General features: G+C 48.3%; 17 protein-coding genes and 30 tRNA genes. 11 read left to right on the top strand and 36 right to left on the bottom strand.

The genetic code is table 11. The features are described from left to right. The first annotated feature begins 4 nt into the window (after positions 1–4). Complete coding sequence (gene phnE / locus PSE6802_RS0123670) at positions 5–853, top strand: phosphonate ABC transporter, permease protein PhnE (protein WP_019502517.1); 849 nt, start codon at positions 5–7, stop codon at positions 851–853. A gap of 318 nt (positions 854–1,171) precedes the next feature. Here phnE and PSE6802_RS33870 read toward each other — a convergent pair. The 5 genes from PSE6802_RS33870 to PSE6802_RS0123685 all read right to left on the bottom strand — a co-directional run bounded on the left by PSE6802_RS33870 (position 1,172) and on the right by PSE6802_RS0123685 (position 1,650). Then, a tRNA-Ser gene (locus PSE6802_RS33870) sits at positions 1,172–1,255 on the bottom strand. 81 nt (positions 1,256–1,336) lie between these two features. Beyond that, positions 1,337–1,409, bottom strand: a tRNA-Lys gene (locus PSE6802_RS0123675). 9 nt (positions 1,410–1,418) lie between these two features. Further along, positions 1,419–1,493 (bottom strand) — tRNA-His (locus tag PSE6802_RS33875). Positions 1,494–1,499: 6 nt separating this feature from the next. After that, positions 1,500–1,573 (bottom strand) — tRNA-Ala (locus tag PSE6802_RS0123680). Between the two features lie 4 nt (positions 1,574–1,577). After that, positions 1,578–1,650, bottom strand: a tRNA-Arg gene (locus tag PSE6802_RS0123685). Between PSE6802_RS0123685 and PSE6802_RS35535 the strand changes: the two genes are divergently transcribed. Further along, entirely contained in the window at positions 1,624–2,364 is a 741-nt protein-coding gene (locus PSE6802_RS35535) for a hypothetical protein (RefSeq protein WP_071592320.1), read from the top strand. The two genes, PSE6802_RS0123685 and PSE6802_RS35535, sit on opposite strands and share 27 nt — an antisense overlap. A 43-nt stretch (positions 2,365–2,407) precedes the next feature. Here the strand turns inward: PSE6802_RS35535 and PSE6802_RS0123695 are convergent. From PSE6802_RS0123695 to PSE6802_RS0123835, 30 genes are all read right to left on the bottom strand, one after another. Further along, positions 2,408–2,479, bottom strand: a tRNA-Val gene (locus PSE6802_RS0123695). A gap of 29 nt (positions 2,480–2,508) precedes the next feature. Further along, positions 2,509–2,580: transfer RNA gene (locus PSE6802_RS0123700), tRNA-Gly, on the bottom strand. 9 nt (positions 2,581–2,589) lie between these two features. Further along, positions 2,590–2,661, bottom strand: a tRNA-Gly gene (locus PSE6802_RS0123705). 171 nt (positions 2,662–2,832) lie between these two features. Next, positions 2,833–2,907 (bottom strand) — tRNA-Ser (locus PSE6802_RS0123710). 47 nt (positions 2,908–2,954) lie between these two features. Continuing rightward, positions 2,955–3,584, bottom strand: coding sequence for a hypothetical protein (locus PSE6802_RS0123715; protein ID WP_019502519.1), 630 nt, complete (start codon positions 3,582–3,584; stop codon positions 2,955–2,957). Between the two features lie 84 nt (positions 3,585–3,668). Beyond that, positions 3,669–3,741, bottom strand: a tRNA-Thr gene (locus PSE6802_RS0123720). Between the two features lie 5 nt (positions 3,742–3,746). Then, positions 3,747–3,823: transfer RNA gene (locus PSE6802_RS0123725), tRNA-Met, on the bottom strand. A gap of 1 nt (position 3,824) precedes the next feature. Next, positions 3,825–3,898, bottom strand: a tRNA-Lys gene (locus PSE6802_RS0123730). An 11-nt stretch (positions 3,899–3,909) separates the two neighbouring features. Next, positions 3,910–3,984 (bottom strand) — tRNA-Pro (locus PSE6802_RS0123735). A 4-nt stretch (positions 3,985–3,988) separates the two neighbouring features. Then, positions 3,989–4,061, bottom strand: a tRNA-Leu gene (locus PSE6802_RS0123740). A gap of 3 nt (positions 4,062–4,064) precedes the next feature. After that, positions 4,065–4,139, bottom strand: a tRNA-Leu gene (locus PSE6802_RS33880). Positions 4,140–4,143: 4 nt separating this feature from the next. After that, positions 4,144–4,216 (bottom strand) — tRNA-Pro (locus PSE6802_RS0123745). A gap of 3 nt (positions 4,217–4,219) precedes the next feature. After that, positions 4,220–4,292: transfer RNA gene (locus PSE6802_RS0123750), tRNA-Leu, on the bottom strand. 58 nt (positions 4,293–4,350) lie between these two features. Further along, the gene (locus PSE6802_RS0123755) at positions 4,351–5,142 is read right to left on the bottom strand and encodes an IS5 family transposase (RefSeq protein WP_019498649.1); all 792 of its coding nucleotides are present in this window, start codon (positions 5,140–5,142) and stop codon (positions 4,351–4,353) included. A 121-nt stretch (positions 5,143–5,263) separates the two neighbouring features. Continuing rightward, positions 5,264–5,336: transfer RNA gene (locus PSE6802_RS0123760), tRNA-Leu, on the bottom strand. Positions 5,337–5,339: 3 nt separating this feature from the next. Continuing rightward, positions 5,340–5,413, bottom strand: a tRNA-Gln gene (locus PSE6802_RS0123765). 4 nt (positions 5,414–5,417) lie between these two features. Further along, positions 5,418–5,492, bottom strand: a tRNA-Gln gene (locus PSE6802_RS0123770). 4 nt (positions 5,493–5,496) lie between these two features. Further along, a tRNA-Asn gene (locus PSE6802_RS0123775) sits at positions 5,497–5,568 on the bottom strand. Positions 5,569–5,573: 5 nt separating this feature from the next. After that, positions 5,574–5,648 (bottom strand) — tRNA-Phe (locus PSE6802_RS0123780). Between the two features lie 3 nt (positions 5,649–5,651). Beyond that, positions 5,652–5,740: transfer RNA gene (locus tag PSE6802_RS0123785), tRNA-Ser, on the bottom strand. 5 nt (positions 5,741–5,745) lie between these two features. After that, positions 5,746–5,827: transfer RNA gene (locus tag PSE6802_RS0123790), tRNA-Tyr, on the bottom strand. 120 nt (positions 5,828–5,947) lie between these two features. Beyond that, positions 5,948–6,021, bottom strand: a tRNA-Glu gene (locus PSE6802_RS0123795). 147 nt (positions 6,022–6,168) lie between these two features. Continuing rightward, positions 6,169–6,240 (bottom strand) — tRNA-Trp (locus PSE6802_RS0123800). 4 nt (positions 6,241–6,244) lie between these two features. Next, positions 6,245–6,320 (bottom strand) — tRNA-Met (locus PSE6802_RS0123805). A gap of 166 nt (positions 6,321–6,486) precedes the next feature. Then, a tRNA-Cys gene (locus PSE6802_RS0123810) sits at positions 6,487–6,560 on the bottom strand. A gap of 3 nt (positions 6,561–6,563) precedes the next feature. After that, a tRNA-Glu gene (locus PSE6802_RS33885) sits at positions 6,564–6,640 on the bottom strand. Between the two features lie 5 nt (positions 6,641–6,645). Beyond that, positions 6,646–6,719, bottom strand: a tRNA-Asp gene (locus tag PSE6802_RS0123815). 715 nt (positions 6,720–7,434) lie between these two features. Continuing rightward, complete coding sequence (locus tag PSE6802_RS0123825) at positions 7,435–7,824, bottom strand: alr0857 family protein (RefSeq protein WP_019502521.1); 390 nt, start codon at positions 7,822–7,824, stop codon at positions 7,435–7,437. Positions 7,825–7,958: 134 nt separating this feature from the next. Beyond that, complete coding sequence (locus tag PSE6802_RS0123830; RefSeq protein ID WP_019502522.1) at positions 7,959–8,489, bottom strand: HNH endonuclease; 531 nt, start codon at positions 8,487–8,489, stop codon at positions 7,959–7,961. A 243-nt stretch (positions 8,490–8,732) separates the two neighbouring features. Next, entirely contained in the window at positions 8,733–9,089 is a 357-nt protein-coding gene (locus PSE6802_RS0123835) for a hypothetical protein (RefSeq protein WP_156815643.1), read from the bottom strand. A gap of 240 nt (positions 9,090–9,329) precedes the next feature. Between PSE6802_RS0123835 and PSE6802_RS0123840 the strand changes: the two genes are divergently transcribed. From PSE6802_RS0123840 to PSE6802_RS0123880, 9 genes are all read left to right on the top strand, one after another. Next, the gene (locus PSE6802_RS0123840; protein WP_019502524.1) at positions 9,330–9,668 is read left to right on the top strand and encodes a hypothetical protein; all 339 of its coding nucleotides are present in this window, start codon (positions 9,330–9,332) and stop codon (positions 9,666–9,668) included. A 127-nt stretch (positions 9,669–9,795) separates the two neighbouring features. After that, positions 9,796–9,981: a hypothetical protein gene (locus tag PSE6802_RS0123845; RefSeq protein ID WP_019502525.1), complete on the top strand. Its 186-nt coding sequence runs from the start codon at positions 9,796–9,798 to the stop codon at positions 9,979–9,981. 138 nt (positions 9,982–10,119) lie between these two features. Beyond that, positions 10,120–10,389 (top strand): YggT family protein, encoded by a 270-nt coding sequence (locus PSE6802_RS0123850; protein ID WP_225902704.1) that lies wholly within the window; start codon positions 10,120–10,122, stop codon positions 10,387–10,389. A 129-nt stretch (positions 10,390–10,518) separates the two neighbouring features. Next, positions 10,519–11,427 carry an indole-3-glycerol phosphate synthase TrpC gene (trpC, locus tag PSE6802_RS0123855; RefSeq protein WP_019502527.1) on the top strand — a complete coding sequence of 303 codons (909 nt, stop codon included), beginning with the start codon at positions 10,519–10,521 and terminating at the stop codon, positions 11,425–11,427. A 149-nt stretch (positions 11,428–11,576) separates the two neighbouring features. After that, positions 11,577–13,199, top strand: coding sequence for an Hsp70 family protein (locus tag PSE6802_RS0123860; RefSeq protein ID WP_019502528.1), 1,623 nt, complete (start codon positions 11,577–11,579; stop codon positions 13,197–13,199). A gap of 35 nt (positions 13,200–13,234) precedes the next feature. Beyond that, positions 13,235–14,260 (top strand): pyruvate dehydrogenase (acetyl-transferring) E1 component subunit alpha, encoded by a 1,026-nt coding sequence (gene pdhA, locus PSE6802_RS0123865; protein WP_026103513.1) that lies wholly within the window; start codon positions 13,235–13,237, stop codon positions 14,258–14,260. 173 nt (positions 14,261–14,433) lie between these two features. After that, positions 14,434–15,603 carry a homocysteine biosynthesis protein gene (locus PSE6802_RS0123870; protein WP_019502530.1) on the top strand — a complete coding sequence of 390 codons (1,170 nt, stop codon included), beginning with the start codon at positions 14,434–14,436 and terminating at the stop codon, positions 15,601–15,603. A gap of 57 nt (positions 15,604–15,660) precedes the next feature. Further along, positions 15,661–19,389, top strand: a complete 3,729-nt coding sequence (locus PSE6802_RS31470; protein ID WP_019502531.1) for a PAS domain S-box protein — start codon at positions 15,661–15,663, stop codon at positions 19,387–19,389. After that, entirely contained in the window at positions 19,386–20,579 is a 1,194-nt protein-coding gene (locus tag PSE6802_RS0123880; RefSeq protein ID WP_019502532.1) for a hybrid sensor histidine kinase/response regulator, read from the top strand. Before PSE6802_RS31470 ends, PSE6802_RS0123880 begins: the two co-directional genes overlap by 4 nt. Here the strand turns inward: PSE6802_RS0123880 and PSE6802_RS0123885 are convergent. After that, the gene (locus tag PSE6802_RS0123885; RefSeq protein ID WP_019502533.1) at positions 20,557–21,531 is read right to left on the bottom strand and encodes a DNA/RNA non-specific endonuclease; all 975 of its coding nucleotides are present in this window, start codon (positions 21,529–21,531) and stop codon (positions 20,557–20,559) included. The two genes, PSE6802_RS0123880 and PSE6802_RS0123885, sit on opposite strands and share 23 nt — an antisense overlap. Between the last annotated feature and the right edge of the window lie 209 nt (positions 21,532–21,740).

Consider the following 21,740-nt stretch of genomic DNA (forward strand, 5'->3'; position numbering starts at 1 on the left):
GCGAATGAAAGCTCCAAAACAGGACAATCTTATCAACAGCCCAAATAATGGGTCTGGGTTTTCTCCAGAAGCGATCGCCATGCTGGAACGGGAAGCAAAACTTGTCACAATAAAGCGGGTGATATTCTCGATTGCCGCAATTGCGATTTTGATAGCTTCATTTATGCAGAGCGAGATCGATTTACCCCAATTGCTTTCACGTGGGGATAACATGTCTGAATACATCCGGGGATATTTCCCACCCGATTTTTCGGATTGGTCGTATTACCTGGAAGAAACGCTCGATACTATATCGATGGGAATTTGGGGAACCTTGCTCGCAGCGATCGCAGCGGTACCTCTTTCAGTTCTTGCATCCAATAATATCTGTCCGTTTTGGATCGTACAGCCCGTGCGGCGCATACTGGATATCCTCCGAGCCATTAACGAATTAGTTTTTGCACTCATCTTTGTAGTTGCTGTGGGGTTGGGGCCATTTGCTGGAGTACTGGCACTGTTTGTCTACACTACTGGTATCCTAGGGAAACTCTTCTCAGAGGCGGTGGAAGCGATCGACATGGGGCCAGTGGAAGGCATCCGCGCTACAGGGGCTTCAAAGGTGCAAGAAGTTATTTACGGAGTGATCCCTCAAGTTATGCCCCTGTGGACTTCATTTACTCTATATCGCTTTGAATCGAACGTTCGTTCTGCTTCTGTCCTGGGAATTGTTGGTGCTGGTGGAATTGGCGTTTCGCTATATCAAAGCTTTGGCTCGTTTCAATATCAGAAAGTCTGCGCTATTTTGATTATTTTGGTAGCTGCTACAGCTATCATTGACGCTTTATCAGCTAGAATTCGCGCCTGGTTAGTTTGAGAATGCTAGTGCGCTCCATTGCTTAGAGAGTGAAACTGGCTCGACGAACTTGGGGGGCGATCTGTAGTGTTGCCAACAAGCAAATGTATAGCCCCTTACCCAAGAATCGAACTTGGTACGCCGTCCTTCGGAAAGACAGCTCTGCAAAATCCAGCAGGCAAGGGAGAACCCCTCTGGGTGGAATCGAACCACCGCATCCGACGTTCGTAGCATCAGCGCTAGCTCCACTAGCAGAGGGAAATCCACCGAGGAGGTACTGCCCCTCCTGACAACACAGTTATCGGCTGTGCGCGTCGCTATTTCCGCCTTCGGTGGGAAAGGAGAGTAGAGGAATCGAACCCCTAGAGCGTTACCCTACCCTAGTTTTCAAGACTAGTTGCCAACCATTTAGCGGTACTCTCCATTTGGGATGTCTGGCCAGACTCTAACTGGCTAATACTGGATTCACAGACCAGCACCGCGATCGCTTTGGTCTCAGACACAAGGGGATAGTGGGACTTGAACCCACAACCAATCGCTTAAGAGGCGATCGCTCTGCCAATTGAGCTATATCCCCAATAAAAAGGGTGCTTGACGGGACTTGAACCCGTTAACAACTGACTTCACAGGCCAGCGTCTCGACCGCTTTGACTTCAAACACCATCAGTGGATTCTGGTCGGAGTCGAACCGACATCTTTCTACTTGCAAGGTAGACGCTTTCCCAGTTAAGCTACAGACCCATAACGAGGACGGCAGGACTCGAACCTGCACGAGTCACTTTAGAAGAGTGATGCTCTGTCCGTTGAGCTACATCCCCATCGATCCTGGCAAGAATCATTTTGATTTCTTTTTTGTTACACTGACGTTTGCTGGCAGCATAAACCGCCCTACCATATTCTTGCTCTGCCACTTGATGTGTAATCCACTCTTTGAGAATTCCATCCCTTACTTTTTCCAAAGGAGGGAAGTCTCGAAACGTCACAATATACCAAACCCCATCCAACTTGCGATAGTAGTGATTTGCATCAATTCTCACGATATCGTCTCGCTGTTGGGGTTTTATCATTGGTTTGGGCTTGGGCGATCGCACTGCCAAACAAAGAAGGCCCGTATCGGGATGAATATAAAATTGGCTTCGATCCCACCACTTAGTAAGTTGACAATTTCGGTAGCCCCTACAGGTTTTGCGATAGGGAATGCCCTCGACGATCTTGACATGTCTCTCCACATAGTCCCAAAGATGATCGATAACGTGCTGACCGATGGTAGTGCTGCGATCGAGCCGCTGACAGAGATCCCGATAAACATCATTCCAAGGTTGGCCCACCTTGGACAGCAACAGGCGGCGCAAAGGGCCAAGATGGTCGGAGAGCCACTTAGTCTTATTCCTTACTTTAATCAGATAAGGACGGAACAGTCCGTCATCAGATGCTTCTTGGGAGAGCTTATAGAGCATCTTCTTAGTGCCTTTGATGCTTTTAGATCTGATTCTCATGCCGCCTCGCGGTCGCTCAATAACGATCTCATTTAATCGATGTTCGCTCATAGTTTTACCTGTTTTGATATAAAAGATATAGTCCCGGCAGGATTCGAACCCGCAATCCATTGCTTGTAGGGCAAGTGCTCTCCCGTTGAGCTACAGGACTATGTTTGTTAAGTTCCACGAAAAGTGGAAAGCGAGTGAAGGGATTTGAACCCTTGCGCTGAGACTGGCAGACTCAGATGCTAGCCGCTACATCACACCCGCAAATTTCCAAGCGGATAATGGGAGTCGAACCCATATCAAGAGGTTGGAAGCCTCACATGCTTTCCTTTGCACCATATCCGCATGATGGTTGCTGACCGTCCAGCCTGGTGGAAATCTCAAGGTTTTATGGAACCTGCAACCAATCTCCAGGATTTAATCGAGGTTTATGGGTTAACCTTTTAGACTTGATTAGCTAAAGATTGAGACATGACCCTTGAGTGTTAAGCGTTGAGCTTTAAACTTTAAGGTTCATGGAAGATGGAGCTGGAGTCGAACCAGCAACTTCACGCTTTCATGCATGACGCTCAGCCATTGAGCTATCCATCTCAAACCATAAATTTAGAGATTTTCAGACGGCCAGCAATATTCAAACTTTAATCTGGTACTTCTACCATAGTTCTAGCGTTACTAATAGAAAGAACGCGATCGACAGTAGATTTAAACTCTTCTATGAAGAATTGCCTTCTCTCAGTATCTTCTGCCAGACGGACTGGATCGAGCAATTCGATGCCCTCACGAGCAAGGAAGCTATCAGCCAGATTTTGATATTTCTCAGAAGAAGCGTTTTTTCCCAAGACTTCGATCGCCAGTTTATCAAGACGCTCTTTGACACGCGCTTGAGCTACGTCGTAATCCTTGCGGGCACGAGCATAGGCTGACTGCATGGTTCTGAGAACCCCTTCGTAGTACGCGATGAAACTCTTCATCTCAATTGCTTCGGCGACAGTCATCTCTTGACCTGCCACAGTTACCATCGTTGCAGCGTTTGAGAGAACCAGCGATCGCTTAATTCCCCGCCGTCTGACAATCAGGGCATCTACCTTTTGCAGAGCCGCTCTTGCCTTGGTTTGATGCTCTTCGCGAGTTTTATAACCAGTTGGCACCTTACCCACTTCAACTACAGCGATCAGCGTGTTATTATCCAGCTCGATTGTGGCAGAAGCAATCCGCTTTTCAAGCAAAGTCAGTTCTGCCAATGCATCTGTGACTGTCATAATTGTCATCTCCCCACCTCCTGTTTAGATTTCGGTTTTTTGTTCCGTACGCATTTTTTGTACGTCAAGCGTTGCTTTATGAGTTGGCAACAGAGCTGGTGACAGGAATTGAACCCGTAACCCATCGCTTACAAGGCGATCGCTCTTCCAATTGAGCTACACCAGCATATTTGGTGGCAGGGGCAAGATTCGGACTTGCCGATCTCGACGTTATGAGCGTCGCGAGCCGCCATTGCTCCATCCCTGCAAAGGGTCATACTGGGATCGAACCAGTCTAGTCTCGCTTAAAAGGCGAGCGCATCCATCCACTCTGCCAATGACCCATTTTTATCAATCCGAGTGGTAGGATTTGAACCCACGACCTTCTGCTCCCAAAGCAGTCGCGCTCGCCAAGCTGCGCCACACCCGGACAATACTCCCGACAGGATTTGAACCTGTAAAACCCAGCCTCTCATACTGGTGTGTATACCATTCCACCACGGGAGCAAATACCCCTGACAGGACTCGAACCTGCAAAAACACAAGGTCTAAGCTTGCGACGGTTTCCAATTACGTCACAGGGGTAAAGTCGGGATGGTTGGATTTGAACCAACGACTCCATGCTCCCAAAGCATGGCTTCTGGCCGCTGAATTACATCCCGAAATACTCCTGACAGGATTTGAACCTGCACTAACTGGTATCTGATGCCAGTGCCTCTGCCTTTGGGCTACAGGAGCGTAGTTGGATACTCCTAGTGGGAGTCGAACCCACATCGAACTGGGTTTAAGAACCCATTTAGGAAGTCGCAGTTGCCAGATTTCTTAGCATTTTGCGGATTAAAGCCAAGTAAATAAACGATTCAGACATTTGCTCATAAAATTCATAATCCTTGCTTAGTCTACGACAATTACCTAACCAAGCAAAGGTTCGCTCTACCACCCAACGCTTTGACTCCACTACAAAACCTTTCTGATTGTCTGCCCGTTTGCTAACTTCCCAAAGCCATCCGAAGTTGTCGTTGACCCATTGTGTGATTTCATCACCAGAGAATCCAGCATCAACCAGAATTTTCTCTAATCGTGGTAATGGAGATGTGAGATTCTGTAACAACTGCTTAGCTCCTGCTCTTTCACCGATGTTAGCTGCACACACCAACACCTTTACAACTAAGCCCAAGGTGTCAACCATAGCGAAGCGTTTTCTGCCCTTGATTTGCTTACCGCCATCAAAACCTCGACTGCCCGCACTTTCTGTTGTCTTCACACTCTGGCTATCGATACTCACCAAGCTTGGGGTCGCCTCTTTACTAACCTTTTCCCTAAATTGTTGGCTCAATTTGCGATTAATCTCCTCCAGTAGCCCAGTTCTTTCCCACCTTTGCCAGTAGAAATAGACCGTTGAGTAAGGCGGAAAGTCATGGGGTAGATTCTGCCATGTACAACCATTTTTGAGTATATAGAAAATGGCATTCAGTAACTCTCGCATATTTGTTTTGGGTGGCCTACCCCATTTTGATGGTTTGGGTAGCATGGGTGCGATAATTTCCCATTCTTGGTTGGATAAATCGGTATTATAGGATCGGCGCATCTCTTCAGGTTTATACTAGACTTCATCAGTATTTATACCTGCTTTTGGTGCGCCTTTTACTTCCTAAATGGCTTCTAAGCCAGTCGCCTCTGCCAGTTGGGCTATAGGAGCATAGTTCCAATACTCCTGGTGAGATTTGAACTCACACTTGACTACTTTTGAGATAGTCGCCTCTGCCGTTGGGCTACAGGAGCAAACTCGGAAGGAAGGAATTGAACCTCCAAACATCGCGTTCAAAGCGCGATCGCTTTGCCTATTTGCGTACTTCCGATTAACTGCCGAGGTAGGGTTTGAACCTACACAACTCCACTTTCAGAGAGTGGGGACTTTGCCAATTCGTCTACTCGGCACCAACTGCCTCGGTAGGACTCGAACCTACATCTTTCCGCTTAACAGGCGATCGCTCTGCCATTGAGCTACAAGGCAATAAGCCCCCCAGATCCGATTTGAACGGATGACTTCCTGTTCTTCAGACAGGCACTCTCACCGAACTGAGTTACCGGGGGATAAGGAGAGGGAGGGATTTGAACCCATCGACGGTCTTTTGAACCGTTCCTTCTTAGCAGGAAGGTGCTATAAGCCACTCAGCCACCTCTCCCAAAATGGGGCGGGTTGGATTTGAACCAACGTGGGATTAACCGGATGTTTTACAGACATCTTGCTTCAGCCGCTTGCATACCGACCCATAGTTGATATAGCGGTTTTCAGATCGGAGTTAGGTAGGGGGTTTGGGGGCGTTGCCCCCAAGAAGGGGTTCCACCCCTTCACCCCATTAATAAAACCCGTTCTCAATTGAAAAGCGCTATAGTGCTGACGGGATTTGAACCCGCAATCGATGCTTTGAAAGAGCACCCGCTTCAACCATTTGCGTACAGCACTATGAAAACTTTCTCGCGTTCTTTCATTGCCATATCTCACGTAGGGGCAGGTTTAGCCAGGTACTGTCGGATATTGCCAATAACCTTTATGCAAAACCTGCCCCCTACAGCCATGAAATTTTTACGCTAAAAATATGAAAGAGAAATACGCAGGAACCAGGACTTGAACCCGGAACATCAGTTTTGGAGACTGAGGTGTTGCCAATTACACCATCCCTGCATTTTGGTAGCAGTGGCGGGAGTCAAACCCACAACCTATCATCTTATGAGGATGCTGCTCTATCGTTGAGCTACACTGCCACTATATAGCGGTTTTCAGATTGGAGTTAAGTAGGGGGTTTGGGGGCGTTGCCCCCAAGAAGGGGAGGCAGGGCGGTCTTGGGGGTTCCCCGCTAGAGCCACTGCCGTGTGGAACCCCTTCACCCCATCAATGAAACTTGTTCTCAATTGAAAAGTGCTATATCCAAGGCTGAGGTGAGATTTGAACTCACGCATAGAAGCTTTGCAGGCATCTCCCTTAAACCGCTTGGGTACTCAGCCATTTGGGAGCCTTGACGGGAGTTGCACCCGCTTCTTTCTGACTGAGAATCAGAACGACTTATCTGCTCGTCCACAAGGCTATCAGCGGGGGTAAGGAGATTTGAACTCCCGATCTTCGGCTCGACAGGCCGCTGCTTTAAACCGCTAAGCTATACCCCCATCAGTCAACTTCTGGAAACTTGAGAAATCTCTCATAAATATTTGCAGGAGAAATCTCCTCGCAGTTAGCCCAATTGGTTGAGGTCAGGCACGGGGGCGCTACCCCTAAAGTTACCAATAGGCTTTTTAGCTCTTCGCCTGCACTCGATCGCGTGGCTTTCGCTATTTCGATTTCCACCAGAAGTTGAATTTCTCTTTCTTTATACCAATTTGAACAGTAAACATGACAGATCGAACGGGGTGAAGGGGTTCCACACGGCAGTGGCTCTAGCGGGGAACCCCCAAGACCGCCCTGCCTACCCTTCGTGGGGGCAACGCCCCCACACCCCATCCGTAACCACAACAATTTAAATTGGTATTACTTGATGGCAAACTATTTAGTTTTCATGGTTCGGTTGGAATCCTTTCGTCATCCATGTAATATACTGTAGTATATGTATTACAAATTTGTCAATAGGTTTTGGAAATTTTTTTAGAAGATATTTGGAAGTCCCAAATTCACTATTTGGATTTCCTGTCCCTTGTAGGTGGTAGTGCTTCGTGCCCACCCTCCTGCGCGATTATTACGAGTTCGCATTAGATGGTTGCCACACGTTTATTAAGACACATATCTATCTAAGGGATTTGCGCAAAATAAGATGCCTGCGATGTGTTAGGCGATAGCCGTAATGCATCCTACGGTGGGGCATTATCTAACCGCATCTCCCTAATGTAGTTATGACGTGCTAACACCTGCGTGAGGTTGAGTCAACTGCCATACCCTATGCAGATAGAATTCCACGCGATCGCTCAAAGCAGATGCGAAAATTCCTTCTTCAGCATCGGGAGCGGATGCCACCCATACGCCCTTAACGCTAACTTCCACATACTGAGCATCAACGATTCCCAGCGAAATGGTTTTAGAGCGATCGCTTCTAATCGCTTCATCTAAAAGCGCTAGATCGGGAGTTTGGATTGGCAGTAGAAATGAAGCACAGCCGGGTTCGACGTGAATCGTAGCACCACTGCGCAGTGCCAAAATTACGCGATTGGAGACAAAGGATTCCACAGAGCAGGCAGTCCACTCCAAATGCAATCCGGATTCGATATAGTTGATTTTCAACATAACTCTGTTAGTTGTTTGATATTCCCTTTTAGTCGCAAGAACTCTGTTGGGAGCTTCTAGTGGGTATCTAATTCACTAGAAATTCTCACAGGTTTTCTAAACTCACTTAGGTATCGCTTCGGGATCGACTAACCCTAGCTGTGGCTTCCCTTTTGTTCCCGCCAAAATTGTTCGGCAAAGGCAACTGTAGGATGTACGGGAGCTTTGGGCTTAGTTCGTAAGGTCATCCCTGCCTCGTGAGGCGTGCGATCGCCCTTGGACTGATTGCACCGCTCGCAGGCAGTGACGACGTTCTCCCATGTATGGGAGCCGCCTTTAGAACGGGGCAGCACGTGGTCGAGCGTCAGATGTTTTACACTGCCACAGTACTGGCAGGTGTGGTTGTCGCGCCGCAGTACCTCTTTGCGATTAACGGGTGGAACTCGCCACAGCCGCTCGGTTTTGCCAATCGTGAGACGGATATGCTCCGGTACGAATAGCACCAGGCGCGGTGCGATCACCTGCCAACCCCGATCGCCCATGTAACTTAGGGGTTCAGCACGACCTGCAATCAGAAGCGCAATCGCTCGTTTGATGTTGATTCGACAGATGGGCAGATAGTTTTGCGAAAATACTACTACCGTCTGTCGCAGTACTTCTGGTTCTAAATGTTTTGCCTGTGTCACCGTTTTACTCCACTGATTTAAAGCCTGGGCTTATAGCGTTTTTCAATTGAGAACGGGTTTTATCGATCGGGGTAAAGGGGTGGAACCCCAACCTGGGGGCAACGCCCCCAACCTCCTACTTCGTCCGATCTTGAAAACCGCTATAGAAAATTGAGGTGGGTGAGGAGCAGGGGGCTATGAGGTCATAAAATAACCCCCTACTTTGTCGCAAAGCAGGGGGTAAAAGACTGAGTTTGTCTATTTTTACCTGGATACTATCGATCGCGATCGGCTGTATCCCCTACCTTGCTTGGTCTGCGGATGTTCTCCTAAAGACCAGTTAATCGAGCTGAGCGAGTTAATTAGCGAGCTAATTGCGCTCCTTAATTCTGAAAATTGGCTTCCGTTGGGTTGGAAGTTATGGCAATCTCGCGTGACTGGATTTTGCGCGCCATTTGCGCTATTGGTACCGACAGAGTTGCCTGTGGGTTTATGAATGCCTCTAAATTTATTGCCATCCACGCCATAGCCATTGGATAGGCTGATGCCAGCGAGCATAGCGGCTCGCAAGTCGAGGAGGCTCGGCATACCTATTTGTAATGTGGCTGTTGGGTAATACATGGAAAGCTATTGAAATCTCCAGATAAAATACTACACTTGTAGTATAGATTTGTCTACTATATTTTCGGACATATTTATATAGCTATAGCCAACAGGCTTAGGACGGGGTGCAGGGGTGAAACCCCTGCGTGGGGGCGCAGCCCCCACACCCCCTGTCCTAACAGATCTGTCTATGGCTATAGTTTCTAAATAGTTCCTTATCTCACCCGTCGTAATTTGTTATCGAAAGGAGTAAACATCGTGCAAACACTACATCAAATCTCCACCACCGAAATGGAAGTAACCAGCATTCGCCTGGAACGGGAACTCAAAGAGCGGCTGAAAGAATTGGCGGGGAACCAGGGGTATCAGGCACTGATTCGCGATGTTCTATGGCAGTACATTCATTCCCAAAGTTCATCTGCACCTCGATCGCAAATTGCCCGCCAGGAAATTAGGGCTAGCGTACCAGCGATCGCCCAGCAGGAAGAAAAATGCGTTTTAACGGGCAAGCGAATTCATCCGCAGGAGTCAATGTTATTAGGTTTAACCGCTAAAGGCGGCTGGGTGCCCTTGAGTGTCGAAAGTATGGCAGCTTAGATCTGACCGCCGAAAGCTATAAAACCCATACACAAATACCTCTGACGGTAGATAAATTTTGAGGGCATTTGCGGGAATGCTTAACTATGCAAAATTTTGTTTTTGCCGAGTTTAAGGTGTGAAGACTATGCTCAAAAAACTTTTACCCCGTCTCGGCGTTTCATGCGTGCTGCTCGTAACACTGCCATTGATGGCAGATGAAGCGATCTCCTACTTTGAAATTCCGCATATTTTTGGGGGTGTGGCAGCGATCGCTTCATGTATTGGGGCTTGCTTGCCAGTGCTGAGTATTTTTCAAAACTCAGAGTCTTAGCGGAGTACAAAATAGTTAAGATATACATAGCGATCCCATTGGGATCGCGTCGTTTTCGTGGCTGAAAGCTGACCGCTGAAAGCTAATTTTCGTACCTTAACTGTGGTGGATATTGTGGATATTAACGAAGCTGGTCTTTTGAGCTTAAATATACTGCTTGGTCTGTTAATCCTCCTGTACGTATTTCGGATTATTTTGACCTGGTACCCACAGGTGTCGCTGGACAAGTATCCATATAAGCTAATTGCTATTCCCACAGAGCCGTTGTTGTTCTTGTTAAGAAAATTTATCCCCCCTTTAGGTGGCCTGGACATTACGCCTGTAATTGGTGTTGGTTTATTTAGCTTGATCCGCGAGATGCTTTTGGGGCAACAGGGCATTCTGACAATGATGCAGTCGCTAAATTAGCCTTACTAAGCCTAATCGCAAGATTTCTTGTTATGAATTTTCTATCGATGCGCTACATGTAAGGGCAGGTTTAGCAAGAAGCTTTCGATTGCGACCAGTAGCGCTTTTACAAAACCTGACCCTACGCCAATGGATTTTTACAACAAAAATTTCCCCATGCAAATCCGTCGCCGTCTCGCCTCTAGCCTCGAACGCGGCTATGCGATCGCCGAGCCTGAGGCTCTACCCCAAAATATTCTAGAGAAAATTGTCTGGCAAAAAGAAAGGGAGATCGCCCAAATCGAAGCAGGCGAGTTGTTCCCAGGACTGCTAGATACGATCGAAGATAAAATTAACCATGCTCCAGCACCACGAGATTTTCGCGCCGCGTTATTGCATAGCCGCACCAAGCCCGCCTTAATTGCAGAAGTCAAAAAAGCTTCCCCCAGTAAGGGCATCATCAAGCCGGATTTCGATCCCGTAGCGATCGCCCAGGCGTACGAGCGTGGCGGTGCTACCTGCCTATCCGTACTCACGGATGAAACTTTTTTTCAGGGCAGTTTTAATAATCTTCACCTGATTCGTCAAGCAGTTGACCTGCCATTACTGTGCAAGGAATTTATTATCGATCCGCTGCAAGTGGCGATCGCTAGAGCCTATGGTGCCGATGCGGTGCTATTAATTGCAGCGATTTTATCTGACGGCGATCTGGTGCATTTGCAGGAGTGCATTCATGCGATGGGGATGACCGCTCTGGTGGAGGTTCATACTGCTGCCGAGCTAGAGCGCGTTTTGCAACTGGAAGATTTAAGGGTAGTTGGGATCAATAACCGCGATCTGGAGACTTTTCAAGTCGATTTACAGACAACGCAAGTATTGATGGCAGGACTGGACGACGCGACTCGTCAAAATCTGCTTTGGGTTGGCGAATCTGGCATCTTTACCCATGCCGACTTGGAGTTTTTAGTGGGCTGCGGTGTTAGTGCAGTGTTGGTGGGGGAATCGCTGGTAAAGCAGGATGATATTGCGATCGCGGTGAAAAATTTATTCAGGAGATAGTGATTCTTCAATCCAATTCTGAATTTGCTGGTACGTTACGCTGTCCCTAACAACACCCTACAAGCTAAACCCCAAACAACTAACAGCTAACAGCTAACAGCCCTATCTTTCGCTAAAATGACTATGAATTCTACTATTTCGAGCCTGCCATGCACTACGCGATCGACTTTGGCACTAGCAACACGGTTGTAGCCAGAATCAATGAATTGGGTGAGGTGGAAACTGTCAAACTACCAGATCTCAGCACCACGATCGCAGGTAACCCGCCCTTGATCCCTAGTCTGGTCTACGTTCAGAATGCCCAAACCGCTGATGTTTTAGTCGGTCAAGAGGTGCGCGATCGCGGCCTGGATGTGAAACTTGCTAAAGGCGAACAGAGATTTTTTAGCAGTTTTAAACGTGCCATTAGTAACCCTGGGCCTGGATTTGTGCCAGAGCTAGATGGAGAAGCGGTTAGCTTTGCACGGGTAGGGGGGTGGTTCCTGCGACGCATTATCGACCGACTGCCCGAGATTGACTCGTTGGTCTTTACCGTGCCAGTGGATAGCTTTGAACCATATCGCCAGTGGCTGTCCGATGTCTGCGCCCAGTTAGATATTAAGCAAATTCGCCTGTTGGACGAACCGACCGCCGCTGCTCTGGGCTATGGGCTAACCCCTGGCACCCAAACTATCCTTACGGTTGACTTTGGTGGTGGCACGCTCGATCTGGCTCTGGTGAAGCTAAATTTACCCGACCTGCAAGCAAGCGCTACAAATACTACAAATACCAATACGCCTGGGCAAAATCCGCTGGGATTTTTGCTGAAATGGGGTAACCGCGACGTTAGCCCCGTGAATGCTAAGCTGCAATCTCAGACCGCCAAGGTTCTGGCAAAATTTGGGATTAACCTCGGCGGTATCGATATCGATAATTGGTTGGTAGACTACTTCCATACCACGCAAAATCTACCCAAAAACTCCCTGACTACCCGCCTCGCGGAGAAAGTAAAAATAGCGCTTTCTAAGAGCGATCGCGCCAGTGAAGTATGGTTTGACGATCTCGCTCTCGATAGTTACCTGCTGGATCTCGATCGCGATAGTTTTGAGCAGATCTTGAAACAAAATCAGTTCTTCGATCGCCTGGATGAAGCCGTAGAGCAAATTAACCAGCAGGCAAAACGGCAGGGTATCGAACTCAAAGATATTGATGGCGTATTACTCGTTGGCGGCACAGCCCAGATTCCCGCCGTGCGGAATTGGGCAGAACGACATTTTTCGGCGGAAAAAGTCAAGGCCGATCGACCATTTGAGGCGATCGCCCACGGAGCCTTAAGCCAGGGCTGGGAAATTAAGGATTTTCTCTACCACAGCTACGGCGTGCGCTTTTGGGATAAACGCTATAAAAAGCACGGTTGGCACCCGATTGTGAAATCCGGGCAACCCTATCCCCTAGCAGAGCCGGTGGAACTCTTGTTGGGTGCATCCTTACCCAATCAGCCGAGCATTGAGTTGGTGATTGGCGAGTTGGGAGAAGCCAGTACGGAAGTGTATTTTGATGGCGATCGCCTCGTAACCCGCAACTTAGAGCAAAAGCAAATGTCGGTGCAGGCACTAAACGATAACGATACTGGCAGAGCGATCGCGCAACTGCAACCGCCGGGGAAACCGGGTAGCGATCGGATCAAAGTATTATTTTATGTAGACGAACAGCGCACGCTCCGCATTACAGTCGAGGATTTGCTTACTAATGAAACGATTGTGGCAGATCGGGCAGTTGTGCAGCTATTATGATCTAAACTATCAAGGATATCTCTTGTTATTCGGCAATGCTTCAAGACCCAATTACTACAACCTCTAGCCCTCTAGGAATATCTGAATCTGAAGGCTTAATGCTCTACGAAGACATGGTCTTAGGGCGTACTTTCGAGGACAAGTGTGCCGAAATGTACTATCGCGGCAGAATGTTTGGCTTCGTCCATTTGTACAACGGGCAGGAAGCAGTTGCCACGGGTGTTATCAAAGCCATGCGCCCCGATGACTATACGTGCAGCACCTATCGCGATCACGTCCACGCCCTCAGTGCAGGCGTTACGGCGAATGAGGTGATGGCGGAACTATTCGGCAAGGTCACCGGTTGTAGTAAAGGACGCGGCGGCTCCATGCATATGTTTTCCTCCAGGTGCAATTTCCTGGGCGGGTTTGCCTTTGTTGCCGAGGGCATTCCCGTGGCGGCGGGTGCTGCGTTCCAAACTAAATATCGCCGGGAAGTACTGGGCAATGCTAATGCTGACCAGGTGACGGCTTGCTTCTTTGGCGATGGTGCCACCAATAACGGTCAGTTCTTTGAAACCATGAACATGGCACAGTTGTGGAAGCTGCCGATTATCTTTGTCATCGAAAATAACAAGTGGGCGATCGGGATGGAGCACACCCGCGCCACCTCAGACATTGCCATCTACAAGAAGGCAGCAGCTTTTGGGATGCCGGGTTATGAAGTTGATGGTATGGATGTATTAGCCGTGCGCAAGTATGCCCAAGAGGCAATTCGCCGCGCCCGCGCCGGTGAAGGCCCAACCCTACTAGAATGCATGACCTATCGTTTCCGGGGGCACTCGCTGGCCGATCCCGACGAACTCAGGCCGAAGGAGGAAAAAGACGAATGGTTTGGTCGAGATCCGATCGAAATCTTTGCCAGTAAATTGATGGAGCACGGTCTGGCTTCGGAAAAGCAATTGAAAGAAATCGATAAAAAGATCCAGACCATTGTGGAGGAATCGGTCAGGTTTGCAGAACAATCGCCCGAACCCAGCCCCGACGAGCTATATCGCTATCAATTTGCGGAGGACGAGTAGATTCAGATTGCTCTATCAGATTGTTCTAAGAGCCTGAAGCCCTCACCCCTAGCCCCTCTCCCTCAGGGAGAGGGGAATAAAATCAGAACGGGGGCTGCGCCCCTGCGACCCTATAGCGTTTAATAAGTAAGAATTTAAATCAACGTGAGTTTGATAAATCTGGATTTGACGATATGGCTCAGACGATCGCCGAGATTAATGCCAAAATTGCGAAAAAAACTGTCAAGGTCCTCACTGTCACGGAATTAAAAGCTCTGGTGGCAGAAGTAGGCGTAAAGCAGGCAGCGAAGCAGGTGGATGTAATTGCGACGGGCACCTTTGAGCCAATGGAATCATCCGGTGCCATCATCAATCTCGGTCATACCGATCCGCCTATTAAAATCCGCTCCTGCTGGATTGATGGCGTGCCTGCCTATGCGGGTTTTGGGGCAGTGGATTTATATCTGGGCGCAACTCAGGAAGTCGAACTGGGTGAAGATGAGAAAAAGATCGATCGCGGCGGCGGACACGCGATCGCCGATTTGATTGCTGGTAAGTCCCTCAGCCTCAGAGCGATCGGTCATCCCAACGACTGCTATCCCAGGGCATCTTTTGAGTCCACGATTAGTAAAGACAGCATCAATCAGTTTTATCTGTTTAATCCTCGCAATCTCTATCAAAACTTTATTGTGGGAGTAAATAGCGGCGAACAAGCCCTCTATACATACCTGGGGCCTTTGCAAGCTCGCCTCGGAAATGCGGTTTACTCCAATCCCGGTGCTATTTCCCCTCTGTGGAACGATCCCGATTTGCAAACTGTGGGGATAGGTACCAGGATATTTATGGGAGGTGGAATTGGCTATGTGGCGTGGGAGGGCACGCAACATTTTCCTTTGCAAAAGCGATTGCCAAATCGCACTCCCATTGGGCCTGCTGCGACTTTGGCATTAATTGGCGATGCCAAACAGATGGACTCTAAATGGGTGAAGGGTTGCTACTTCCACAACTACGGTGCTTCTCTGATGCTGGGTGTGGGCGTACCGATTCCCGTCTTGAATGAGGAGGTAATAACTAGAGCAGCGGTGCGGGATGAGGATATTGTGGCACCAGTAATTGATTTCTCCATTCCCCGTCGCGTGCGTCCCACTTTTGGTAGCGTTTCCTATGCCCAACTTAAATCTGGCAAAATTACGGTTGGCGGTAAGACTATCCGTACTGCCCCTTTGGCAAGTATATTTCTGGCCGAACAGGTGGCGATCGCATTAAAAGAGTGGATTGTTGCGGGGACATTTATGTTGACCGAGCCTGTAGCTCTATTGCCAAGCGATCGCGCCTTTATCCCCCAAGACGCACGCGGTTTTTAGGATATTTCGGGAATATGCTACGCATGTACAATAGATGAAGTTAGTTTGGTGACGGGAATGCTGCTTAAACTACGCCATAGAGAACAGCACCATAAAAAAGATCCCCACCCCGAGGTGCCGAGAAAGGTATCATTGCGCCTAATTCTGATCGTGCCGTTCCTGTTGCAGATTTCCCTCGCTGTTGGTCTGACGGGTTGGTTATCCCTAAAAAACGGGCAGAAAGCAGTCAAGGATGTAGCTAAGCAGCTTAGTAGTGAAGTGACAGAAAGAATTTCACGGGATCTAGTTACATTCCTGGCAACTCCTCACCAAATTAACCAGGTTAATGCCGCAGCGTTCAGACTAGGGCAATTAGACATTAATAATTTAGAGCAGATACAACGACACTTTTGGGAGCAAATTCACATATTCAGAACCGCCGCCGCAATCACGATTGGTAGCGAACGCAATCAGTTTCTGGGCGTGGAGAATCGCGATCGCCAGGAGATGATTATTATGCGATCGGATCTGTCTACAAACTACGATCTGCACACTTATACAGCTACTCCCAATGGCGATCGCCTGAATTTACGTTTTCTAGATCGCAACTACAATCCACGCCTCAGACCCTGGTATCGAGCTGCCGTGCAGGCAGGCAAGCCGACCTGGAGCCAAATCTTCCCCCAGGTCACCACGCAAGACTTGACAATTGCCGCAGTGCAACCCTTCTACGGTCGCGATGGCAAATTAGAAGCAGTACTCAGTACCAGCATTTATCTGCTCCAGGCTGGGGAATTTTTGCGATCGCTCAAAATCGGACAAACCGGCCAAGGTTTCATCATCGAGCCTAATGGCTTTATGGTTGCTACTTCTACTGATGAAAAACCATTCCGCATGGATCGAGAAGGTGTTAGCCGCATCCAGGCCACTGATAGCAGCAATCCCCTCACACAATCGACAGCCCAGTTTCTGCGCAGCAACTTTGGCGATCTCAGTCGCATTAATACCGCTCAAAGCTTAGTATTTTCCATCGATGGTAAGTCTCAATTCGTGCAGGTTATGCCTCTGCGGGATGGCAAGGGATTAGATTGGCTCATTGTAGTGGTGCTGCCTGAAGATGATTTCATGGAGCAAATCCATGCCAATACATACACGACTATTCTGCTATGTATTTGCGCTCTTGCGATCGCGATTATCCTGGGTGTAATTACCTCCCATTGGATTACGCAGCCAATTCTGGGTTTGGTGGCGGCATCGAATCAGCTTGCCAAGCAGTTTGAGGCAGATATTCGCGATACAAACGATATAGATCTAGCCAAGGAAATCGAGCGACAACAAAGTCCGAGCAATACCGCAATTGATGTGGGGTGTGCCAGCGAAATTGGAGTGCTGGCAAACTCCTTTAACCAGATGGCAGTTCACCTGCAAGCTTCATTTACCACACTAGAGAAACGCAACGCCGAGCTAGAACGAAGGGTAATGGAACGTACTGCTAAAATCGGTGCGGCAAATAATTTGTTACTGCTAGAGATTCAAAATCGCAAACGAGTAGAGGATGCATTGAGAGAAAGCGAAGAACGCTATCGCAGTATTGTCGAAAATGCTAACGATCTAATTGCGACAGTTTCGCCAGATCAAACCTATCTCTATGTGTCCCCTAACACGCCTCGGAATACTGGTTACGAACCGGAGGATTTAATCGGCCAACACTGGACTCCGCTCATCCATCCCGACGATTTGTCCATACTCATAGACTACGCCCAACAAGCAGTTAAGGAAGGAGAAAGACTTACTACAATTCCCTATCGCTTTAAGCACAAAGATGGAGTTTGGCATTGGTATGTCTCGACCGTGTCTCCTGTAAAAGATGAAGATGGCAATCTGCTCTACTCAGTCGTAATCAGTCGGGATGTCACGCAACGCAAGCAGGCCGAGTTAGCAGTCCAAGAGAGCGAAGCTCGATTTCGCGGCACCTTCGATCAAGCAGCGGTGGGCATCGCCCATGTTGATGCGGATGGCAGGTGGCTTAAGGTAAATCAGCGGTATTGCGATATTTTAGGCTATAGCGAAGCGGAGCTATTGGGCATGACATTCCGCGACGTGACGCATCCCGACGATATTGAGATGAATACGGAATATTATCGCCAACTCAGAACCGGAGAAATTGCAGACTATGGGATTGAAAAGCGCTACATTTGTAAAGATGGTCATATGGTTTGGGTGGCTCTCACTGTTTCTCCAGTTTTCAATTCTGAAGGAGAACCTCAGTACTACACAGCAGTTGTTGAGGATATTAGCGATCGCAAACGTGCCGAAGCAGAACTCAAACAGGCTAAAGAGGCAGCTGAAGCAGCTAACCGTGCTAAGAGTGAATTTCTCGCTAATATCAGTCACGAATTGCGCACTCCTCTCAATGGTATTTTAGGCTATACGCAAATCCTCCAAAACGCTGAATGTCTGACACAGCAGCATCTGGAAGGCTTACATGTCATCCAACAGTGCGGCGCTCATTTGTTAACGCTGATCGATGACATCTTAGATCTTTCAAAGATCGAAGCCTGGAAAATGGAACTCCACCCTAGTGAGTTCTACCTCCATAACTTTCTGGGCAGCCTTGAGAAAATCTTCCGGCTTCGTGCCGAGCAAAAAGGAATTACCTTTATCCACGAGCGCGCGACCGAATTGCCTATCTGTGTCAGGGGCGACGAGCAAAGGCTAAGACAAATCCTGATCAATTTGTTGGGCAATGCTGTCAAGTTTACGGACAAGGGCAGCGTTACTTTTAAAGTTGGAGTAATAGACACTCGGAGATCGGATGCAAGCGAGTCGGAAAAGAAAGAGAATAATTCGAGTTATATCAGGTTTCAAGTAGAAGACACAGGTGTTGGCATCGCGCCGGAGCAATTAGAGGAAATCTTTTTACCATTCCAGCAGGTGAGAAATCATACGCGCACAACCGAGGGAACTGGTTTGGGACTTTCGATCAGTAAAAAACTGGCGGAAATTATGGGCAGCGAGCTAAAGGTAAATAGCGTTCCAGGGCAAGGGAGTAGTTTCTGGTTAGACCTGAATCTACCCATCGTGCAGTGTGCGTCTGAGTTGGTGTCGCGATCGCAATGTCATACCATTGGCTACATTGGCGTGCGGCGCAAGATCTTGATTGCGGATGATAATTCGATCAACCGTCTCGTTCTGCTTAACTTACTAGCACCTTTAGGCTTTGAAGTGGCCGAAGCGGTTGATGGTCGGGATTGTTTGCAAAAGGCAGCACAATTCCACCCCGACGCTATTTTTGTCGATCTGGCCATGCCGGTCATGGATGGATTTGAGACCATTCGTCAATTGCGGCGATCGCCCCTTTGGCAAAATACTGCGATTATCGTGACTTCCGCCAGTGCCTTTGCCCAAGATCACCAGGCTAGCCTTAACGCTGGCGCTAACGGGTTTGTCCCTAAGCCAGTCGATGCGGAAGCAGTATTAGCAAGCTTGCATACCCATCTTGGCTTGCAGTGGATCTATGCTGCAACTGACAAGCAAGAACGCGATCGCCAACCCCTGACGGGTGAAACAGATAGTGTAACTGCAAATTTATCCGAACTTGCAGCGATTCTACCCAAGGCAAACATGGTAGAGTTATACGATCTAACCAAAATTGGTGATATTAAAGGTATCCTCAATTGGGCTACGTGCGTGGAACAATTGGATGCTAAATATAAACCACTTACTGCTCAAATTCGGCAGTTAGCAAAGGGCTTTCAAGTCAAGCAAATCCAGGAATTCGTCAAGACGCATTGCGAGCAGAAATGATCCCCGAAGAAACACCTGAAGCGGCGACAATTTTAGTCGTCGATGATAACCCCACAAATTTAAGCGTTCTATTTGACCTCTTAAGTCATGAAGGTTTTAAGGTATTAGTGGCAGGGGATGGAGAAAGCGCGATCGCTCAGGTGCAATACATTCAACCCGACTTACTACTACTAGATGTAATGATGCCTGGTATCAATGGGTTTGAAACCTGTCGGCAGCTCAAGCAGAGCGCATTAACCCAAAATATTCCAGTTATCTTTATGACAGCTTTATCTGAGATTTCAGACAAAGTAAAGGGTTTTAATGTCGGTGCCGTGGACTATATTACCAAGCCTATCGATCGCGAAGAAGTTCTCGCTCGTATCAAAACACACCTGACAATTCAAAATTTACAAAAGACTCTACAGACACAGAATCTAGCACTACAAAAGGAGATTGACGAGCGTATCGCTGCCGAATCAGCACTGCGCATGTTCCTCCATGCGGTTTCCCACGACCTGCGCAATCCCGTCACCGCTATGTTGATGGTATTGCGCCATCTTTTGCGCCGAACGCATGCTGAGAAGCCCGAAGGTGAATCTACCGAAGTGGGGGAAAACGGAGCAAGCGAAGCAAGTACGCCCGTGCCGAAATCAATCTTAGAGAAGATGGAACAAAGTACGGAACGGCAACTTAACTTGATCAATTCTCTCCTGGAATCCCATGTCAACGACATCCAGGGCATCGTGTTGCATCAAGAACCCCGATCGCTCCATCAATTGGTTGAAGGTGCGATTGCCGATCTCGAACCCCTCATAGCCGAAAATAGCACTAAACTCGACAACTTCATCGCATCCGATCTTCCCCTCGTATCGGTTGATTCTACGCAATTATGTCGGGTGTGGCACAACTTGATTAGCAACGCCCTCAAGCACAATCCCCCAGGTCTGCATCTGACGCTTGATGCCTCATCAGTTCCACCAATGATTCTCTGCAGTGTTACGGATAATGGGGTTGGCATGACACCAGAACAGTGCGATCGCCTGTTTAATCTCTATGCTCAGGGCAAGCGATCGCAGCAATCCCTAGGTCTTGGCTTAGGACTCTATCTCTGCCGTCAAATTATCACTGCTCACGGTGGTGAAATTGGTGTAGAGAGCCAACCGAATGCAGGCTCGAAGTTCTGGTTTACAATCCCAATCGCTGTTTGAACTTGTATAGACCAATCGCAACTAATGCTGCGACTAGAACAAAGATGCCTATGCCAAAGATATTACGGCTGTTAAAGAATGTTATTTCCCCATCCACTCTAGACTCGATCGCAGACTGGATATCGCTTGGTACAGCGGATAGAAAATCATAGCCAGTATCGGCTTCAAGCTTATCTATGCTAGTTTTAAACTGCTGCCAATCTTGACTTATGCCGTTCTCATTGGGCATGTCAACGGCGATAGTGCGCGTATTGGAGTTAACGCCACTCACTCCTTCACCAGGTCGCTCCAACACAATAATTACTTTCCAAGTTCTGGCGGGAACGACTACTTTACCGCGAGCAATTTTTCCCTTTTGCCCTACTCCACCAGCAATAATATAGAGTTCGTTGCCTTTTCTTACCAGTTCCCGCGCATATTTTTCCAACTCCACCCAAGCACCGCGATTATTGTCAGGAGCTTGTGGCAAGATATTTGTCATCTGAAAGGTTTCAGAATTATCTCTAGTATTCTTTGTGCGATCGTCAGAGGGAATCATATGCCCGCGATCGTAGCCGCTGCCTTTGTAGCTGCTGGGCGAAATTAGATCCCAGCCTGAGGGCAAACTCAGATCGGCATTCCAGTCCTCGGTACGCTGAACGCGACCCAACCACGAGCTATTCAACTGCCAGCTTACCCAGTTTGGGCCGCCGCGATCGCGATTGTAAGAGAGGGCATACGTCCGTTTCAGCATTAAATAATTGGTGGGATTCTGCAAGCTGGTAGTAGCTTGACTGGGATTACCCATAGTCAGATGCACGCTACTAGTTGGATCGATAGCTGGATTCCGCTTTAATGCCAGCGCGCTTTCTGGAAAGCCACTGAAGATGCCTAAAAGAGCGATCGCCAAGCACGCTCCACATACGCTCCAGAAGATCGACTTAATTATCCGTCTGCGGCTATTATTTCCCATCCTGCACCCAACTCTGTACCCGAGCAATACCTATAGCAATCCTAAAGCATTTATGAATTTTTGGACTTTTTTGAGACGCAAGCCCTTAACCAATCTACATAGATGAGTGGCGGCAACACAGCATATAGCACTTTTCAATTGAGAACGGGTTTTATTGATGGGGTGAAGGGGTTCCACACGGCAGTGGCTCTAGCGGGGAACCCCCAAGA

This window comes from Pseudanabaena sp. PCC 6802 (assembly GCF_000332175.1).
GTDB lineage: Bacteria > Cyanobacteriota > Cyanobacteriia > Pseudanabaenales > Pseudanabaenaceae > PCC-6802.

Bases quoted from the DNA above. Each gene is read 5' to 3' on its own strand.
- PSE6802_RS0123860 (WP_019502528.1), top strand. From the start codon at position 11,577: ATGCACTACGCGATCGACTTTGGCACTAGCAACACGGTTGTAGCCAGA.
- phnE (WP_019502517.1), top strand. From the start codon at position 5: ATGAAAGCTCCAAAACAGGACAATCTTATCAACAGCCCAAATAATGGG.
- PSE6802_RS31470 (WP_019502531.1), top strand. From the start codon at position 15,661: ATGCTGCTTAAACTACGCCATAGAGAACAGCACCATAAAAAAGATCCC.
- PSE6802_RS0123715 (WP_019502519.1), bottom strand. From the start codon at position 3,584: ATGACAATTATGACAGTCACAGATGCATTGGCAGAACTGACTTTGCTT.
- PSE6802_RS0123870 (WP_019502530.1), top strand. From the start codon at position 14,434: ATGGCTCAGACGATCGCCGAGATTAATGCCAAAATTGCGAAAAAAACT.
- PSE6802_RS35535 (WP_071592320.1), top strand. From the start codon at position 1,624: ATGCTCTGTCCGTTGAGCTACATCCCCATCGATCCTGGCAAGAATCAT.
- PSE6802_RS0123755 (WP_019498649.1), bottom strand. From the start codon at position 5,142: ATGCGCCGATCCTATAATACCGATTTATCCAACCAAGAATGGGAAATT.
- PSE6802_RS0123845 (WP_019502525.1), top strand. From the start codon at position 9,796: ATGCTCAAAAAACTTTTACCCCGTCTCGGCGTTTCATGCGTGCTGCTC.
- pdhA (WP_026103513.1), top strand. From the start codon at position 13,235: ATGCTTCAAGACCCAATTACTACAACCTCTAGCCCTCTAGGAATATCT.
- trpC (WP_019502527.1), top strand. From the start codon at position 10,519: ATGGATTTTTACAACAAAAATTTCCCCATGCAAATCCGTCGCCGTCTC.
- PSE6802_RS0123825 (WP_019502521.1), bottom strand. From the start codon at position 7,824: ATGTTGAAAATCAACTATATCGAATCCGGATTGCATTTGGAGTGGACT.
- PSE6802_RS0123835 (WP_156815643.1), bottom strand. From the start codon at position 9,089: ATGTATTACCCAACAGCCACATTACAAATAGGTATGCCGAGCCTCCTC.
- PSE6802_RS0123880 (WP_019502532.1), top strand. From the start codon at position 19,386: ATGATCCCCGAAGAAACACCTGAAGCGGCGACAATTTTAGTCGTCGAT.
- PSE6802_RS0123885 (WP_019502533.1), bottom strand. From the start codon at position 21,531: ATGGGAAATAATAGCCGCAGACGGATAATTAAGTCGATCTTCTGGAGC.